The following is a 16,609-nucleotide window of genomic DNA, read 5'->3' on the forward strand; positions in this document are numbered from 1 at the left end:
AGGCGACGCCCGCCGGAGATTTCTTCACCCGGCAGGTGTGAACTCGCTCCGGCACGGGCAGTCGTGCCGTCAGGCCCCGCCGCGTTCCCCCGTCGCGGCGGGGCTCTGTCGTGCCCCGCCGTCCGCGCCGTCGGTGACGTCGAGGAAGATCTGGTCGGCGGCCGGGAACGTCGCGGCCAGCGAGCGCTTGATGCGGTCGGCGACCTCCTCGACCCGCTCGCTGTCCAGGCCCGGCACCAGGTCGATGCGGGCGGCCACCAGGATGGAGTCGAGGCCCAGTTTCATGGTGAACAGCGACTCCACGCTGTCGATCTCCGGCTGCGCCCGCAGCAGCGCGCGGATACGGCCGCTCAGCTCCGGGTCGGCGGCCTGTCCGATGAGCTGATCGCGGGCCTCGCGGCCGAGTCGGTAGGCGACGTAGACGAGCAGGACCCCGATGGCGAGCGAGGCGGACGCCTCCCAGGCGACCTGCCCGGTGGCCATGTGCAGGGCCATCCCGGCGATCGCCAGGCTCACACCGAGCACCGCCGTGCCGTCCTCGGCGACCACCGTGCGCAGCGCCGGATCGCGCAGCGCCGCCCGGCCGCCCCGCGCACGCACCTGATACAGGGCACGCAGCAGCGAGCCGCCCTCGGCCAGCAGTGCCACGCCCAGCACGATCAGGCCCACCACATAGCCGCCGGACGTCTCCCGGGTGCCCTGGCGCAGTGCCTCGAAGCCCTGGAAGAAGGAGAAGCAGCCGCCCATCACGAAGATCCCGACGGCGGCGAGCAGCGACCAGAAGAAGCGTTCCTTGCCGTAGCCGAAGGGGTGCCGGGCGTCGGCGGGGCGGCGGCTGCGGCGCAGGGCGGCCAGCAGGAACACCTCGTTGAAGGAGTCGGCGACCGAGTGCGCGGCCTCCGAGAGCAGCGCGGGCGACCCCGAGATCACGCCCCCGACGGCCTTGGCCACGGCGATCAGCAGATTGGCCCCGAGGGCGACGAGGACGGTGACCCGGGTACGGCGGTCGCTCGCCCGGCTGCGCCGCTCGCGGGCCCGCACCCGGTGGTCGGTGGCCCGGGCGCGCCCATCGGCGCGGGCCGCTTTCGCCGGGGCGGCCCCGTGCTCCTGTCGTTCCTGTGATGTTCCGCTCACGGGGGCCGACTGCCCGGGGGCCCGGGAATCACACCGTGCGGGTGCCCGGAAACGGGGAAGTCGGTGCTCTGACGGAGAAGTCGGTGTGCTCCGGGGGCCTCGGCTGCGAGGGTCCGGGACCCGGAGGCGAGGAGGAGACATGGGCGGTGACGGCAACCGCGCCTACGGCCACAAGAGCTTCAGCCGGTCACGCAGCCATTTCCGGGACCGGATCACGGCGGACGGCCGAGACGGGTGGCCGGTTGCGGCCGGGCGCTACCGGCTGGTGGTGTCGCGGGCCTGCCCCTGGGCCAGCCGGGCGGTGATCTCCCGCCGACTGCTCGGCCTGGAGGACGCGCTGTCCATGGCGGTCGCCGACCCCATCCAGGACGACCGCAGCTGGCGGTTCACCCTGGACCCGGACGGCCGGGACCCGGTGCTCGGCATCCGCTACCTCGGCGAGGCGTACGACCGCCGGGAGACCGGTTATCCGGGCGGGGTGAGCGTGCCCGCCGTCGTGGACGTGGACAGCGGGAAGCTGGTCACCAACGACTATCAGCAGCTCACCCTGGACCTCGCCACCGAGTGGACGGCCCTGCACCGCGAAGGCGCCCCCGACCTGTACCCGGCGGACCGCCGCGACGAGATCGACGAGGTGATGGCCGGGGTGTACGAGGACGTCAACAACGGCGTGTACAGGGCCGGGTTCGCCACCCACCAGGAGGAGTACGAGAAGGCCTGCGCGGGGGTCTTCCGGCGGCTGGAAATGATCGCCGAACGGCTGGCCGGACAGCGGTATCTGGTCGGCGACACCCTCACGGAAGCGGACATCCGGCTGTTCACCACGCTGGTCCGGTTCGACCCGGTCTACCACGGCCACTTCAAGTGCAACCGCTGGAAGCTGGCGGAGGACCCGGTGCTGTGGGCGTACGCACGTGACCTGTTCCAGACCCCGGGGTTCGGCGACACCGTCGACTTCGACCACATCAAACGGCACTACTACCAGGTGCACACCGGTATCAACCCGACCGGCATCGTGCCGCTCGGACCCGATCTCGCGTCCTGGCTGAGCCCGCACCACCGCGAGGAGCTGGGCGGCCGGCCGTTCGGCGACGGCACGCCCCCGGGCCCGGTGCCCGAGGGCGAACGGGTGGCCCCCGCGGGCCGCCCCGTATGAGAACCCCCTGACGAGGAAGGAGTCATCCATGTCCAAGTCGAAGAAGTCCAAGCTCCCCTTCGTCTACCAGCCGATCGGTTTCGTGCTCAGCTGGGCGAGCGGCGCGGTCGCCAGTCTCGCCTTCAAGCAGGCGTGGAAGGCGATCCGGCACGAGGACGACGCGCCCACCGCCCTGGACGAGGACCGCCGGCTGCGCGACATCCTGCTGGCCGCCGCCCTCCAGGGCGCGATCTTCGCGGTGGTGCGCAGCGCCGTGGACCGCACCGGGGCCAAGGCCATCGCACGCTCGACGGGCGTATGGCCGGTGGCCGAGGACCACGAGAACGGCACGGCGGGCAAGGCGGGCAAGGGCGGCAAGGAGAGCAAGCGGGACAAGGGCGGCAAGCGGGGACGGCGTTGAGCCGCCGCCCGGTCGGGCTCAGTCGTCGAGCAGCCACCGGCCGTCGCGCATGAGGTCACGCCCGGGCAGCTCGTTCGCCTCGCGCCAGGCCTGGATGCGCTCGGGGACGACCCGGAAGTACAGATAGCGGGTGGCGAGCCGCCGGGGGTCGAAGCCGGTCTTGCCCGCGAAGACCTCCGCGTCCTCCTCGGGCAGGTCCTCCGGGCTCACCGACTGCACGCCGCCGTCCACGACGACGACGTCCCGGGTCGTCCCGATGCCGAGCCTGACCCGGCCGCTGTCGACCAGATTGCGGCCGGTGGGGCTGTCGGCCGGGGTGGCGAACAGCAGGAGGGCGCCGTCCCAGACGAACGACAGCGGCACCAGGTAGGGCGCGCCGCCGTCGGGTCCGGCCGTGGCCACCCAGGCGTCCTCGTCGTGGTCCAGCCGGTGCAGGGTGTCCTTCTTGCGCTGCTCGGCGGTGCGGGCGGGCGGCGGGGTCATCGCGTTCGGCCTCCTGACGGGATGCGGGTGCGCTCCAGTGTGCCGCCGGGGCGGGGCCGGCGCACGAGGTCCGTCCCCGACGGCGCGTCTTCGCACCGGGGCCGTCCCCGGCGTATGCCCGGCCCCGGATCTCAGTCGCAGTTGACCCCCGGCTTCAGGCGGGGCCACGCCTCCACCCCGTGGGAGGTCCGGACGTAGGCCGTGGCCCGGCCGGGGGTGAGCCACAGCCGCTCGTCGCGGTGCCGGTACCCGGTGTCGTACGCGTCGGCGGGCAGGGCGCGCAGCCGGCCGGCGTACGGCGCGCCGAGGAAGCCGTCGCGGGCGAGGACGCCCTCGGGATCGCGGACGTAGATCCGGTCGCCCAGGCCGAGGAAACGGGCGGATCCCCAGCCGCAGTGGTCAGGACCGGGTGAGGTGTACAGCCGGGTCACCGGCACCCGGCTGCCGTCGCGCGCGGTCCAGATCTCCCACATGGTGGTGGCGGTGAACCGCTCGGGGAGTTCGGCCGGGTCGCAGGAGGCGCTGGTCTCGGGGCCCCAGCCGGGCCGGTCGCGCTGATCGCTGGCCACCACGACGGCCACCTTGGTACGGCCGCCGACGTCGAAGGAGTACAGCACCCGGCCCGGCTCCCGGCGCTCCACCCGGTAGCCGTACGCGGGCACCTCCGGCTTGTCCATGTCGAAGTAGCGGGCCAGCCCCTCCTCGGGGGTGGCGCCGCCCTCGGCGGTGCTCCAGGGGTCGGACCCGCCGCCGTCGAAGATCTTCCCGTCGCACTCCAGCGCCCGCCCGGCCGCCCCGGAGGCCGCGGGCAGCGCCCGGGTACCGCTTCCGCCCGCCACCTCGGTACGGACGTGGAGCGGTCCGCCGTACGGCCGCGCCGGCGGGGTTCCCCGCACCACCAGGTCAGGACCTGGTCCCGTCCCGTGGCCGCCCGCGCCGCATCCCGCCACCACGGCCGTCACCGCCACCGACGCCATCGCCCTCAGCCCTGCGCGCATGTTCCGCCCCCACCTCGCCTCGTTCACCGGATCCGTACGACCCCTGGACGCGGGAGCGGGTCCGAACGTTCGAAACTCCGTCATGGTGCCGATCCGCCGTGGGGCGGCGCGGGGCAGGCTGGGGGACCATGAACGATGTGACCACCATGCGAGCCATCAGCCAGGACGTCCTCGGCGGCCCCGAGGTACTGCGGGAAGTGACGCTGGAGCGGCCGGAACCGCGGCCGAACGAGGTGCTGGTCCGGGTGCGGGCCGCCGGGGTGAACCCCACCGACTGGAAGCACCGCGCCACCGGCGGGTTCCTCGGCGAGCCGCCGTTCGTGCTCGGCTGGGACGTCTCCGGGGAGGTCGCCGGGACCGGGATCGGCGTGGCCGAGTTCCGGCCCGGCGACGAGGTGTTCGGCATGCTGCCCTACCCCTTCGGACACGGCTCGCACGCCGAGTACGTGATCGCCCCGGTCCGCGCCCTGTGGCACAAACCGGCCTCGGTCGACCACACCCAGGCGGGCGCGCTGCCCCTGGTGTCGCTGACCGCCTGGCAGGCGCTGACCGAGCGGGCCGGGGTACGGCGGGGACAGCGGGTGCTGATCCAGGCGGCGGCCGGCGGGGTCGGGCATGTGGCCGCGCAGATCGCCACGGCGCACGGCGCTCATGTGATCGGCACGGCGAGCGCGGCCAAGCACGGCTTCCTGCGGGAGATCGGCGTGGCCGAGCCGATCGACTACCACTCCACCGATGTCGCCGAGGCGGTACGGGACGTGGACGTCGTCCTGGACACCCTCGGCGGCGAGACGGCCCTGCGCTCCCTGCGGACACTGCGGCCCGGCGGGATCCTGGTGTCGATCCTGCCGGTGGGCTCCCGCGAACTGTACGAGGAGGCCGAACGGCTCGGTGTACGGGCGGTACGGATGCTGGTGGACGCCGACCGGGCCGGCATGCGGTCGGTCGCGGAACTGGTCGAGTCGGGGAAGCTGAGGGCATCGATCGCCGGGACGTACCCGCTGGCCGACGCCGCGAAGGCGCACGAACAGGGGGAGACCGGGCGCACCACGGGGAAGCTGGTGCTGCTGGTCGACTGAACGGCCCGCGGACACGCGTGAAACCCGAAGACATATGTCAATCGAACATGCTCAAATTCCTTCCATCGAGGGTAACTTGACGGTCGGAGATCCGACGTCCGGGCGCGGGTGGGAGGTGATGCCGAGGTGCGACGGGAACCCGTGTCCCTCACCCGGCATCTGCGCGTGTACGCATACCAGGCGTACACCGTCCTGGAGTTCCGGGGCGAGATCGACATCATCGCGGCGGACGAGATCCTCCCGCTGCTGGACCGGATCACCGGCTGCCCGGGCGCCCGGGTCGTGCTCGATCTACGGCCCGTGGAGTTCTTCGACTGCTCGGGGCTGCGCCTGCTCTACCGGGCGCGGGCCCGGATCCTCGGGCACGACGGGCAGGTGCACCTGGTGTGCACACACCCGTTGACCCTGCGCGTCCTGCGGGTGACGGGCCTGTCCCGGCTGCTGCCGCCGCATGCCACCCCGGACGCGGCCCTGGCGCAAGCCGGGTCCACGTCCGGTGCGCACTGAGGGCGCCCGGGGGCGGAAGGGCTCACCCCTCCTCGAACAGGGCGCTGACCGACTCCCCGTTGTGGATGCGCCGTACCGCCTCGGCCAGGGCCGGGGCGATGGACAGGACGCGCAGCTTGTCGCTGTGCTCGTCGGCCGGGATCGGCACGGTGTTGGTGCAGACGATCTCCAGCACGTCCGGCTGCTCCCCGAGCCGCCCCAGCGCGCCGGCCGCGAACAGCCCGTGCGTGCACGCCACCCGGATCGAGCGCGGACCCAACTCGCGCAGCCGGTCCAGGAGTTCGAGCACGGTGCTGCCCTTGGCGATCTCGTCGTCCAGCACGATGACGTCCCGCCCGGCGATGTCGCCGATGACGGAGCTGATGCTCACCCGGTCGTCCGCGTACCGCTGCTTGGCGCCGGCCGCCACCTGCGCGCCGATACGCCGGGCGAAGGCGGCGGCCTCCTTGGCGTTGCCGAGGTCCGGGGAGACCACCGTGGTGCGCGACAGGTCGTACTGCCGGAAGTGCGCGGCCAGTTCGCGCAGCGCGTGCAGATGGTCCACCGGCACCGAGAAGAAGCCGTGCACCTGCGGGGAGTGCAGGGTCATGGCGAGGACCCGGCTCGCGCCCGCGGCCACCATCAGATCGGCGACGAGCCGGCCACCGATGGAGATCCGGGGCGCGTCCTTCTTGTCGGAGCGGGCGTAGGAGTAGTGCGGCATGACGACGGTGATCCGGGAGGCGGAGGCGCCCCGGGCCGCGTCGCACATCAGCAGCAGCTCGACCAGGTGTTCCTGCACCGGCTTGACCAGCGGCTGGATCAGGAAGACGTCCCGTTCCCGGCAGTTGGCCTGGAGCTGTACCTCCAGACAGTCGTTGGCGAACCGGCTGACCCTGGTCGGGCTCAGCGGCACCCCCAGATGCGCGCAGACCTCCTCGGCCAGTTCGGGGTGGGCACTGCCGCTGAAGACGGCGATGTCTCGCACGATCTGCTCCTAGCATGATCATTCCGGGCTGCCGTCGCTCATGCTACTGGCCGGGACCGCAGCGGTAGAGCGTCCGGGCGGCCCGTCCGGGCGCCGGGGGCGCGGCGGGGGTGTCCGTGCCGCCGTACGCCGACGCGGGGACCTTCGTACAGGTGGCCGCGACCCAGTCGGCGATCCGCGTGGCCGCGGTCGGCCCGGCGGCCGTGTTCCCGGTACCGGCGGCCAGCGGGCCGAGCCCCGCGGGGCCGCCCACGAGCACGTACCGGACCTGCCCGGCCGCCACCAGCCGCCGGAAGTCGGCCGGTGCCGGGAAGGGCACCTTGCCGCTGAACCCGCCGAGCGGCAGGACGTCGGCGCCCGCCGACAGGATGTACGGGGAGGCCGCGTTCCAGTTGGTGGTGGCGAACACATAGCGGGCCCCGTCCCGGTGGGCGCGGGTGTAGCCGAGGAGACGGCGTTCGTCGGGGGTCAGGGAGCCGTCCGAGGCGATGCCGGCCAGGGCGGCGAAGCCGGCGGGGGAGGCCGTGCGCGCGCCGGCGGACTGCGGTCCCGAACTCCCCCGTGACCGCTCGCGATTGGGGGTGGTCGGGCCGACCGAGCCCATGCCCAAGGTGCCGTACGCAGGGTTGAAGACCTGCACCGCCCAGGCGCTCGGGGCGATGAGCAGGGCCGCGAGGGAGGCGGCCAGCCCGGCGAGCGCCAACCGGCCGCCGGTGCGCGGCCGCTGGGGCCGGGCGAGGGCCAGCAGGACGACGGCGGCGAGGCCCAGCGCGGCGACCGCGGGGGCCAGCCACGGCAGGAAGGAGGCGGCGAAGCGGTCGGCGAGGCACGCGCTCCACACCGTGGTCGCCGCCACCGCGACCGGCAGGGCCCAGGCGCGCCGCCCGCCCGCGCGGTGGGCACGCCACATCTGCACCGTCCCGGCGCCGGTGAGCGCGGCGAGCGGCACCGCGATCACGCCCATGTAGTAGGTGTGCGGGCCGACGCTCCCGGCGCTGAACACCAGGAAGTAGGTGGCGAGCCAGGCGCCCCACAGCAGGAACCCGGCGCGCGAGGCGTCGGTGCGCGGCCGGCCCCGCCGCCAGCGCAGCCCGCAGACGACGGCCGCGGCGGCGAACGGGTAGAACCAGCCGGTCTGGGCGGCGAGCGTGGTCCCGAACATCTTCGCCCACCCGTTCTGCGCGCCGCCGAACCCGCCCGCGGCCAGCGGTGAGGCGCCCGGGGCAGGCTGCGCGCCCTGCCGCTCGGATGTCCGGTGCGTGTCCGCGCGTACGGCTCCGGGCCCGGCCGCTCCCCGCTCCCGGTCGCCCCGGTGGCCGCCGCCGCCCTGTGTCGCGCTCACGCTCCCGGTGGCGGCCGCGCTGATGCCGAGCGAGCCGAAGCGGTTCAGGAAGTTGTACCCGACGACCATGCTGAACGCGGAGTTGTTGGTGGTGCCGTCCACGTACGGGCGGTCCTTGGCGGGTACCAGGGTCACCGCGAGCATCCAGGAGGCCGAGACGGCGGTCGTCACCAGGGCGGCCAGGCCGAGGTGGGCGAGGCGGCGGCGCAGCGCGAGCGGGGCCGAGACCAGGTACACCAGGGCGAGGGCGGGCAGGACGGCCCAGGCCTCCAGCATCTTCGCCTGGAAGGCGGCACCGACCCAGACCCCGGCCAGCAGCAGCGGGCGCAGTCGGCCCGCCCGCGCGGCCCGCTGGGTGGCCTCGGCGGCGAGCAGCAGGCACAGGGTGAACGCCGGGTCCTCCACCGAGGTGCGGAACAGCCCGACGGCGACCGGGGTCACCAGGAACGCCGTGGCGGCCAGGAGGGCCGCGTGCGTCCCGGCCCAGCGGTGCACCAGGCGGTACAGCACCAGCATGCTCGCCACGCCCTCCAGGACCTGGGGCAGGGTCAGGGTCCAGGGGTGGAAGCCGAGGAGGCGGGCGGACAGGGCCTGCGGCCACAGGAATCCCGGGGATTTGTCGAGCGTGATGGAATTCGCTGGGTCGAAAGAGCCGTAGAAGAACGCCTTCCAGCTTCCGGTCATGCTGCGGGCCGCGTCGGCGTAGAAGGTGTGGTACTGGCTATGGGTGATTCCCCATGCGTAGAACACCGCGGCGAGCATGGTCAGGAACAGCAGTGCCGGACGGGCGTACGGAGGTTCGCCCACCGGGGCTTTCCACGGGGCGCGGCGGCCGGTGCCGGTCGCGGCGGTCGCGTCGAGAACGTTTGTTGCCATGCCCGGAAGTTTTGGTCACACCGGGCGCCCGGCACGCCGTGTCGCGCCCTCTTCAAGGAAACTCTCATCGCGAACAGGGCAATTCTTTGATCGCACGATACGGAATTTGCTCCGGTAAAGCAGAGTCATTACCCACGGCGCGACGACCGCCCGTCAGCCGCCGAGCACCCCCGGCAGGGCCAGGGCCGCCAGCAGGGTGCTGCCCAGCAGCAGCCAGGCCACGTAGTCGCCGACATGGCCGGACTGGAGGCGGCGCAGGGGTGTCATCCACGCGGGGGCGGACGGGCGGTGGGAGCGGGTGACGGCGGCGGTGGCGAGGGCCACGGCGAGGGCGGCGGAGACCAGGCCGAGCAGGACGCCGTGGAGGGTCCAGGCGGCCGAGGCCCGGGCGCCGCCCGAACCCGCCTCGTTGACCGAGCGGGCCACGAGGTCGCCGAAGCCCGGGACGGTACCCATGGCGAGGGCCGCCGCGAGGAGCACGGCCGGGACCGTCGTCATGGTGTCGGGCACCCGGCGCAGCAGTCCGGAGGTCTCGGGCCGCTCCGCCGAGCCGCTGGTCTCGTACGCGTCGGTGTCCTCGGGCGGTGGCCCGAGCCCGAGGAAGACCCGGGCGGCGACGCGCAGCACCGCGCCGGCCGTGACCGCGGAGGCGAGCACGTACACCACCGTGAGCGGCCCGCCGACCGCCTCCTCGCTGACCGCCTTGCCGAGCCCGGTGCCGAAGGGCGGCAGTCCCGCGAGGGCGAGCCCGCCGACCGCGAACAGCACTCCCGTGGCCCGTAGTTCGCGCGCCCGGCCGTGCAGTTCATGCTCGTCCACGCTGCCGAACCGGTCGAGGAGCGCGCCCGCGCAGGCGAACAGGGCGGCCTTCACCCCGGCGTGTCCGAGGATGTACAGGGCGGCTCCGTCGTCGCCCTCGGGGGTGAGCACACCGACGGCGACCAGGAACAGACCGGTGTGCGCGATCGTGGAGAAGGCGAGCAGCCGTTTGATGTGCCGCTGGTACCAGCACATGACGGCCCCGGTGACGGCCGTGAGCACGCCGAGGGTGACCAGGGCGCGGGTCAGATCGGCGGCCGGGATGCCGCCGGGTCCGGCGAAGACGGTGCCGTAGACCCGCCAGACGCCGTAGACACCCAGTTCGACCATCACCCCCGACAGCAGCATGCACACCGGGGTGGGGGCGACGGCATGGGCGTCGGGCAGCCAGAAGTGGAAGGGCACGGTGGCCGCCTTCACCAGCAGCCCGGTCAGCACCAGGACGAACGCGGCGAGGACCAGCGCGTCCGGTCCGCCGTGTCCGGCCGCAGTGTCCAGGCCCCGGCCGATCTTGGACATCGACAGCTCGCCGGTACGGGCGTAGAGCAGGCCGATGCCGGTCAGCATGGCGTACGCGCCGAGCGAGTTGACGACTCCGAAGGTCAGCGCGCCCTGCACGGCCTTGGCCTCGTCGATGCGGAAGCCGGTCAGCGCGTACGCCACCACGCTCATCAGCTCGAAGAACACGAAGGCGTTGAACAGGTCGCCGGCGAGGGCGAATCCGCACATGGCGCCCTGGAAGACCAGCATCAGCGCGGGGAACGAACCGGCGTGGCCGCGCGGTGGCTCGTCGAAGTAGCGCCAGGAGTAGGCGAGCGCGGAGAGGGTGAGAAGGGAGACAAGGGTCGCCATGCCGAGGGAGGGGCCGTCCCCGATCACCTCGATGCCGACGCTCTCCCCGCCGACGGGCACCCAGCCGCCGGCCCATTCGACCACGGGCGGCGAGGAGTTCAGCAGCAGGACGAGGGCGAGCGCGGCCGTCGCGGCGCAGACGAGGAGGCCGGTCAGCTCGGCGGCGGGCCGCGGCAGCCGGCGCCCGGCGGCGGCCAGCAGGGCGGCCCCGAGGAGTGGCACCGCGACGAGGAGCGGAAGCAGATGGTGCATCAGCCGCGCAACTCCCGCAGTTCGTCCGGGTCGAGGGTGCCGTGCCGCTTGACGATCTGGAGCACCAGGGCGAGCAGCAGCGCGGTGACGGTGGCACCGACCACGATGTCGGTGAGGGTGAGGGCCTGCACCACCGGGTCCACCAGGGGCCGGGTGCCGGGCTTGATGTCCGAGAAGACGGGTGCGGTGCCGCCGGACCGGTAGCCGACCGCCAGCAGCAGGATGTAGGTGGACACCTGGCACACCGAGAGGCAGCCGACGGCATGGATCAGATTGCGGCTGGTGGCGAGGCCGTAGCAGCCGGTCAGGAAGACATAGGCGGCGATCAGGTACGGCAGGACCTGCATCAGGGCGCTCATCCCGCTTCCTCCTCCACGATCTCCACGGCCTGGTCGAGGAAGTTGGCGAGCAGCACGACGACCGCGCTCGCCACCTCCATGCCGACGGCGGCGTTCAGCAGCGGTACGAAGCCACCGGAGGACAGCGTGTTGAACGTGCCGTACGGCAGCAGCGTGTTGGCGAGGAACGCGGTCCCGGCCAGGACCCCGGCGAGGCCCAGCACGAGATACGCGCAGACGGACAGGGCGTCGGTCGCCTCGAAGGCGCCCAGGGGGCGGACCCGTTCCAGCGCGCGGTAGTCGGCGCCCAGGTAGAGCAGATGCAGGGCGGTCGCGGCGACCACGCCGCCCTGGAAGCCGCCGCCGGGGCTGAGCTGGCCGTGGGCGACGATGTACAGGCCGCAGACGAGGGCGGCGGGGACGACGAGCAGGGCGTAGCGCCGTACCGGCCGGGCCACTTGGGCCGGCCGCGGTCGCTCGCGGTGTTCGTCGCGGGCCTGGCGCAGCAGCACCACACAGCCGAGGACGGCGGCGAACAGGATGCTCATCTCGCCGAGGGTGTCGTAGGCGCGCTGGTCGAAGTTGACGGAGGCGATGGTGTTGGCGGTGTGCCGGGCGAGGGAGGCGCGCACGGCCCGGGTCCCGTAGGGGTGCGAACGGCCGCCGAATCCGGGCAGTTCGAGGCAGGCGGCGGCCAGCACGGCGGCGAGCCCTGCGCCCCCGACGGCGAGCAGCCACAGCCGCAGCCGCCGGCTCATCGCGCACCGTCCCGGTCCCGGCGGCGGCGGCGGATCTTGCGCACCGACAGCATGATCAGCAGCGGAGTGAGGGCGGCCCCGACCGCAAGCTGGGACAGGCCGACGTCGGGGGCCTGGAGCACGGTGAACAGCACGGCCAGGAACACGCCGAGCACGGACAGCACAAGGGCCTGCCGGGCGGGGTCGCGCTGGGCGACGGCGGCGGTCGCGGTGGCGGCGACGAGCAGCAGGGCCACGAGGATCAGGGCATCGGACATCCGGCACCTCTCCCGTCCCCGGCCCCCCGCCTGTTCCCCCGGCCGCCTTCCCGTCCCGGCTCAGCCACCCAGCACCCCCCGGAAGCCGCCCGACAGGGCGCGGGAGGCGATCAGGTTGCCGCCGATCAGGAGCGCGCCGATCACCAGCAGTTTCACCATGGCCCGGCCCGGTCCGGTGACGGCGCAGAGCGCGATCACGACCGCGGCGCCCACCCCGGCCACGGCGTAGGTGAGCCCCCAGGCGCTCGGTCGCCGCCCCTCCAGGTCCTCGTGCAGCAGCCGGGCGAAGACCAGGGTGCCGACCGGTCCGAGGAGGGCGAGCAGCAGGGCGAGATCGACATAGGCGGGGCGGCCGTACCCCTGCGCGAGCAGCAGCAGGGCCGGGCACAGGGCGGCTGTGGTGAGGTTCTGGGCGACGACGCGGCGGGCGGTGGGGCCGGTGGTCACGCCCCACAGGGCGGCCGCCCCTCCCCCGCCGAGTTCGACGGTCGCCGCGAGGATCCAGCCGTTCACCGCCAGGTCACCGCCCGCCGGCCGGCCCGTGCCAGCAGCGCGCCCGCGGCGGCGACGCCCGCCCCGACGACCCGCTCCAGAGTGTCGACTGTGCTGATCAGCACCAGCCAGAGCAGGGCCAAGGCGCCCCACCACAGGAGGAGTTCACCGGTGGCGAGCAGGACCGCACGAGGCGTCGTACGCCGTCGCATCCGCCGCCTCCTCTGTCCTCGCTCTCGTCCGGCCGCTTCCGGTTCGCGGCGGTATGCCCGCCGCGCCGCTCGGTGCATCCAAGCACCGCCGGGCCCCTGGCGGGGTGGCGGCACGCGGGTCCGCGGGCGGAGTGCCCCGGGAGCGTGAACGGAAACCGGTGAGGCATCCCTCCCGTCAACAGCAGGTCTGCACCAGCCTCTTGACGCTCACTTATCTCACTCCTTAAATCAAGAGACATTGCTTCATCCGAGAGCCTCCCCGGAGCCTCCCCCCACCGATCGGAGAGCCATGGCCTCCCCCCGTCTGCTCCGTGGCTGTCTGTTCGCCGCCCTGTCCGCCGCACTGGTCGGCGCGGCCGCCGTCGGCCCCGCGCAGGCGCGCCCCGCCGACCGGATCGCCCCCGCCGCGACCGTGAGCACCTTCTCCGACACCTTCGACGGGCCCGCGGGCTCGGCGGTCGACTCCTCGAAGTGGACCCAGGAGACGGGCGACAACGTCAACAACCACGAGCGGGAGTACTACACCTCGGGCACCAACAACGCGGCCCTGGACGGCCAGGGCCATCTGGTGATCACGGCCAAGAAGGAGAACCCGGCCGGATACCAGTGCTGGTACGGCAGTTGCCAGTACACCTCGGCGCGGCTGAACACGGCCGGGAAGTTCAACGCCCAGTACGGGCATGTCGAGGCGCGGATGAAGATTCCGCGGGGTCAGGGCATGTGGCCCGCGTTCTGGATGCTCGGCACGCCGGTGAACTGGCCGGACTCGGGCGAGATCGATGTGATGGAGAACGTCGGTTTTGAACCCTCGACGGTGCACGGCACCATCCACGGTCCCGGTTACTCCGGCTCGGGCGGCATCGGCGCCGCCTACAGCCTGCCGAACGGGCAGGCCTTCGCGGACGGCTTCCACACCTTCGCCGTGGACTGGGCACCGAACTCGATCACCTGGTCGGTGGACGGCACCGTCTACGAGCAGCGCACGCCCGCCGATCTGGGCCGCAAGACCTGGGTCTACAACGACCGGCCGTTCTTCCTGATCCTGAATCTCGCGGTCGGCGGCTACTGGCCCGGCGACCCGGACGGCAGCACCCAGTTCCCGGCGCAGCTGGTGGTGGACTCGGTCTCCGTCACGACCAGCAACACGGCGGCGGGGCTCCCGATCCGGGGGCTGGCCGGCAAGTGCGTGGACGTGGCCGGCGCGAACTCCGCGAACGGCACCCCGGTCCAGCTCTACGACTGCAACGGCACCGCCGCGCAGTCCTGGACGGTCGGTTCGGACGGCACGATACGGGCGCTCGGCAAATGCCTGGACGTGACCGACCGGGGCACCGCGGACGGCTCGACGGTCCAGCTGTGGGACTGCACCGGCGCTGCCAACCAGAAGTGGACCGTCACCGGCGCGCACGACATCGTCAACCCGCAGGCGAACAAGTGCCTGGACGCCACCGGGAACAACTCGGCCAACGGGACGCGGTTGCAGATCTGGACCTGCACGGGCGGCGCCAACCAGAAGTGGACGGTGGGCTGAGCCGGCGGCTCAGTGCAGAGTCCAGGTGTACTTGCCGCCGCCGACCCAGCGGACCACGTCCGGGTCGTCGAGGTCATGGATGGTGATCCCGTGGGCGGCGGCGACCTCCAGCACATCGGTGACGTTCCTGGCCTCGCCGATCACCTCCCCGTCGATCTCCATGATCCGGAAGGGCGGCTGCCCCGGCTTCCCCGGGCACACGCCCAGCACCCAGATCCGCGGCTGAGGAATGTAGGGGGCTGCTTGTTCGGTCATGCAATTCAGGTTAGGTCGGAACGTCCTGGAAGGGAGATTCACGGGCCTCGATCACGTAAGGGCGCGGCACCGTCGGGGATGCGGGTGGGGTGTGGTCGACCGCGCGGTTCCCCGCGCCCCTGAGGGGCGCCTGATGTCAGCCTTGGCCGTATGGATGCCGTCGCCGCCCTGGAGCGGATCGCGTTTCTGCTGGAGCGCTCCTTGGCGCCCGGCTACCGGGTGCGGGCGTTTCGGACGGCCGCCCGGGTGGTGCACGGGCTGCCGCCCGGGGAAGCGGCCGCGCGGGCGGCGGACGGGTCGCTGGAGTCGCTGAAGGGCATCGGACCGAAGACGGCGCAGGTGGTGCGGGAGGCCCTGGCCGGGGAGGTGCCGGGATATCTGCGCAAGCTGGAGGAGGAGAGCGAGGACACCGGCCGCGAGGGACCCGGGGCCGCGCTCCGGGCGCTGCTGCGGGGGGACTGCCACACGCACTCGGACTGGTCCGACGGGGGCAGTCCGATCGAGGAGATGGGGCGGGCGGCGGCCGCGCTCGGCCATGAGTGGACCGTCCTCACCGATCATTCGCCGCGGCTGACCGTGGCCCGGGGCCTCTCCCCGCAGCGGCTGCGCGAGCAGCTGGATGCCGTCGCCGGCCTGAACGCCGGCTGGGCGCCGTTCCGGCTGCTCACCGGCATCGAGTGCGACATCCTGGACGACGGCTCCCTGGACCAGGAGCCCGAGCTGCTGGAGCGGCTGGACGTGGTCGTGGTGTCCGTGCACTCCAAGCTGCGGATGGACGCCAGCGCCATGACCCGCCGTCTGGTGGCCGCCGTACGCGATCCGCACGCCGATGTCCTCGGGCACTGCACCGGTCGCCTGGTCACCGGCCGCGGGCGCCCGGAGTCGCGGTTCGACGCGGACGAGGTGTTCGCCGCCTGCGCCGAGTCGGGCACCGCCGTGGAGATCAACAGCCGCCCCGAACGGCTGGACCCGCCCCGCCGGCTGCTGCGCCGGGCGGTGGCCGCCGGGACCCTCTTCGCGATCGACACCGACGCGCACGCGCCCGGCCAGCTGGACTGGCAGATCCTGGGCTGCGCCCGCGCCGAGGAGTGCGGGGTACCGGCCGAGCGGGTGGTCACCGCGTGGTCGGCGGACGAACTGCTGGGCTGGACACGCGAGGGACGGGTGCCGGCACGCGTGGCGGGCGCCTGACGTGGTACCCGGTCCCGAGCCGCACCAGCGACAGAGAGGGTCTTCGGGATGGAGCCGCGCGCCGCAGTCTTCGATGTCGACGGAACCCTCGTCGACACCAATCATCTGCACGTCGTCACCTGGTGGGAGGCGTTCCGGCAGGCCGGTCACACCGTGCCCATGCACGCCGTGCTCCGGGCCGTCGGCCTCGGCTCCTCGGACCTGATCGCGCATCTGCTGGGCGAGGACCGCGACCGCGGGCAGGACGCGGAGCTCAGCGCGGCGCACAAGGCGCTGTACGGGCAGTACTTCGACCGACTCCCCGCCCTGCCGGGCGCCGGTGAGCTGCTGCGAAGGCTGCACCACGACGGCTGGACGGTCGTCCTCGCCACCTCGGCGAGCGGCTCGGAGCTGGGCGCGCTGCGCCGGGCCATCGACGCGGACGAGGCGATCGAGGCCACCGCGAGCAGCGACGACGTACAGGAGGGCAAACCCGCCCCGGAGCCGGTGGAGCACGCGCTGGAGCTGGCCGGGGTGCCGGCCGAGCGGGCGGTGTTCGTCGGCGACACCGTGTGGGACATGCGGGCGGGCACCAGGGCCGGGGTGCGGTGCCTGGGCGTGCTGTGCGGCGGGATCCCCCGGGCCGATCTGGTGCAGGCCGGAGCGGAGGAGGTCTACGCGGACCCCGCCGATCTGCTCGCCCACCTCGCCGACAGCCCGCTGACCTGAGC

19 protein-coding genes are annotated in these 16,609 nt (G+C 73.1%); 7 read left to right on the forward strand and 12 right to left on the reverse strand.

Annotated elements, in window-relative coordinates; all coding sequences use genetic code 11:
• Positions 1-69: 69 nt before the first annotated feature.
• On the reverse strand, positions 70-1,134 hold the full coding sequence (locus HEP81_RS03620; protein ID WP_037652453.1) for a cation diffusion facilitator family transporter: 1,065 nt from the start codon (positions 1,132-1,134) through the stop codon (positions 70-72).
• 139 nt (positions 1,135-1,273) lie between these two features.
• Between HEP81_RS03620 and HEP81_RS03625 the strand changes: the two genes are divergently transcribed.
• On the forward strand, positions 1,274-2,290 hold the full coding sequence (locus HEP81_RS03625) for a glutathione S-transferase family protein (protein ID WP_037652451.1): 1,017 nt from the start codon (positions 1,274-1,276) through the stop codon (positions 2,288-2,290).
• Positions 2,291-2,318: 28 nt separating this feature from the next.
• A complete protein-coding gene (locus tag HEP81_RS03630) occupies positions 2,319-2,690 on the forward strand; it encodes a DUF4235 domain-containing protein (RefSeq protein ID WP_078967188.1) in 372 nt (123 codons plus the stop codon).
• 18 nt (positions 2,691-2,708) lie between these two features.
• Here the strand turns inward: HEP81_RS03630 and HEP81_RS03635 are convergent, their stop codons facing one another.
• Entirely contained in the window at positions 2,709-3,173 is a 465-nt protein-coding gene (locus tag HEP81_RS03635; protein WP_037652449.1) for a pyridoxamine 5'-phosphate oxidase family protein, read from the reverse strand.
• A gap of 131 nt (positions 3,174-3,304) precedes the next feature.
• A complete protein-coding gene (locus HEP81_RS03640) occupies positions 3,305-4,171 on the reverse strand; it encodes a hypothetical protein (protein WP_037652447.1) in 867 nt (288 codons plus the stop codon).
• Between the two features lie 128 nt (positions 4,172-4,299).
• Between HEP81_RS03640 and HEP81_RS03645 the strand changes: the two genes are divergently transcribed.
• Positions 4,300-5,250, forward strand: coding sequence for an NADP-dependent oxidoreductase (locus HEP81_RS03645; RefSeq protein WP_037652445.1), 951 nt, complete (start codon positions 4,300-4,302; stop codon positions 5,248-5,250).
• A gap of 126 nt (positions 5,251-5,376) precedes the next feature.
• Complete coding sequence (locus tag HEP81_RS03650; RefSeq protein WP_037652442.1) at positions 5,377-5,757, forward strand: anti-sigma factor antagonist; 381 nt, start codon at positions 5,377-5,379, stop codon at positions 5,755-5,757.
• A gap of 22 nt (positions 5,758-5,779) precedes the next feature.
• Here HEP81_RS03650 and HEP81_RS03655 read toward each other — a convergent pair whose 3' ends face one another.
• The 8 genes from HEP81_RS03655 to HEP81_RS03690 all read right to left on the reverse strand — a co-directional run bounded on the left by HEP81_RS03655 (position 5,780) and on the right by HEP81_RS03690 (position 12,922).
• The gene (locus tag HEP81_RS03655; protein ID WP_037652440.1) at positions 5,780-6,724 is read right to left on the reverse strand and encodes a ribose-phosphate diphosphokinase; all 945 of its coding nucleotides are present in this window, start codon (positions 6,722-6,724) and stop codon (positions 5,780-5,782) included.
• A gap of 43 nt (positions 6,725-6,767) precedes the next feature.
• Positions 6,768-8,942, reverse strand: coding sequence for an ArnT family glycosyltransferase (locus tag HEP81_RS03660; RefSeq protein WP_037652438.1), 2,175 nt, complete (start codon positions 8,940-8,942; stop codon positions 6,768-6,770).
• 153 nt (positions 8,943-9,095) lie between these two features.
• The gene (locus HEP81_RS03665; protein ID WP_037652436.1) at positions 9,096-10,865 is read right to left on the reverse strand and encodes a complex I subunit 5 family protein; all 1,770 of its coding nucleotides are present in this window, start codon (positions 10,863-10,865) and stop codon (positions 9,096-9,098) included.
• The gene (locus HEP81_RS03670; RefSeq protein WP_037652710.1) at positions 10,865-11,212 is read right to left on the reverse strand and encodes a sodium:proton antiporter; all 348 of its coding nucleotides are present in this window, start codon (positions 11,210-11,212) and stop codon (positions 10,865-10,867) included. The genes HEP81_RS03665 and HEP81_RS03670 overlap by 1 nt, the downstream gene beginning before the upstream one ends.
• Positions 11,213-11,220: 8 nt before the next feature.
• Complete coding sequence (locus HEP81_RS03675) at positions 11,221-11,961, reverse strand: MnhB domain-containing protein (RefSeq protein WP_037652434.1); 741 nt, start codon at positions 11,959-11,961, stop codon at positions 11,221-11,223.
• Positions 11,958-12,218 (reverse strand): Na(+)/H(+) antiporter subunit B, encoded by a 261-nt coding sequence (locus HEP81_RS03680; protein WP_037652431.1) that lies wholly within the window; start codon positions 12,216-12,218, stop codon positions 11,958-11,960. The genes HEP81_RS03675 and HEP81_RS03680 overlap by 4 nt, the downstream gene beginning before the upstream one ends.
• Positions 12,219-12,278: 60 nt before the next feature.
• On the reverse strand, positions 12,279-12,731 hold the full coding sequence (locus HEP81_RS03685) for a monovalent cation/H+ antiporter complex subunit F (RefSeq protein WP_037652430.1): 453 nt from the start codon (positions 12,729-12,731) through the stop codon (positions 12,279-12,281).
• The gene (locus HEP81_RS03690; RefSeq protein WP_037652427.1) at positions 12,728-12,922 is read right to left on the reverse strand and encodes a hypothetical protein; all 195 of its coding nucleotides are present in this window, start codon (positions 12,920-12,922) and stop codon (positions 12,728-12,730) included. The genes HEP81_RS03685 and HEP81_RS03690 overlap by 4 nt, the downstream gene beginning before the upstream one ends.
• A gap of 289 nt (positions 12,923-13,211) precedes the next feature.
• Between HEP81_RS03690 and HEP81_RS03695 the strand changes: the two genes are divergently transcribed.
• Complete coding sequence (locus HEP81_RS03695; RefSeq protein WP_037652424.1) at positions 13,212-14,453, forward strand: ricin-type beta-trefoil lectin domain protein; 1,242 nt, start codon at positions 13,212-13,214, stop codon at positions 14,451-14,453.
• 9 nt (positions 14,454-14,462) lie between these two features.
• Here the strand turns inward: HEP81_RS03695 and HEP81_RS03700 are convergent, their stop codons facing one another.
• Positions 14,463-14,708, reverse strand: coding sequence for a hypothetical protein (locus tag HEP81_RS03700; RefSeq protein ID WP_037652422.1), 246 nt, complete (start codon positions 14,706-14,708; stop codon positions 14,463-14,465).
• Positions 14,709-14,858: 150 nt separating this feature from the next.
• On the opposite strand from HEP81_RS03700, the gene HEP81_RS03705 reads away from it, so the two are divergent.
• Complete coding sequence (locus HEP81_RS03705; RefSeq protein ID WP_037652419.1) at positions 14,859-15,899, forward strand: PHP domain-containing protein; 1,041 nt, start codon at positions 14,859-14,861, stop codon at positions 15,897-15,899.
• Positions 15,900-15,947: 48 nt separating this feature from the next.
• Complete coding sequence (locus HEP81_RS03710; protein ID WP_037652418.1) at positions 15,948-16,607, forward strand: HAD family hydrolase; 660 nt, start codon at positions 15,948-15,950, stop codon at positions 16,605-16,607.
• The last annotated feature ends 2 nt before the right edge of the window (positions 16,608-16,609 follow it).

Origin of the sequence: Streptomyces griseofuscus (genome assembly GCF_014673495.1) — a bacterium.
GTDB classification, from domain to species: Bacteria; Actinomycetota; Actinomycetes; order Streptomycetales; family Streptomycetaceae; genus Streptomyces; species Streptomyces murinus.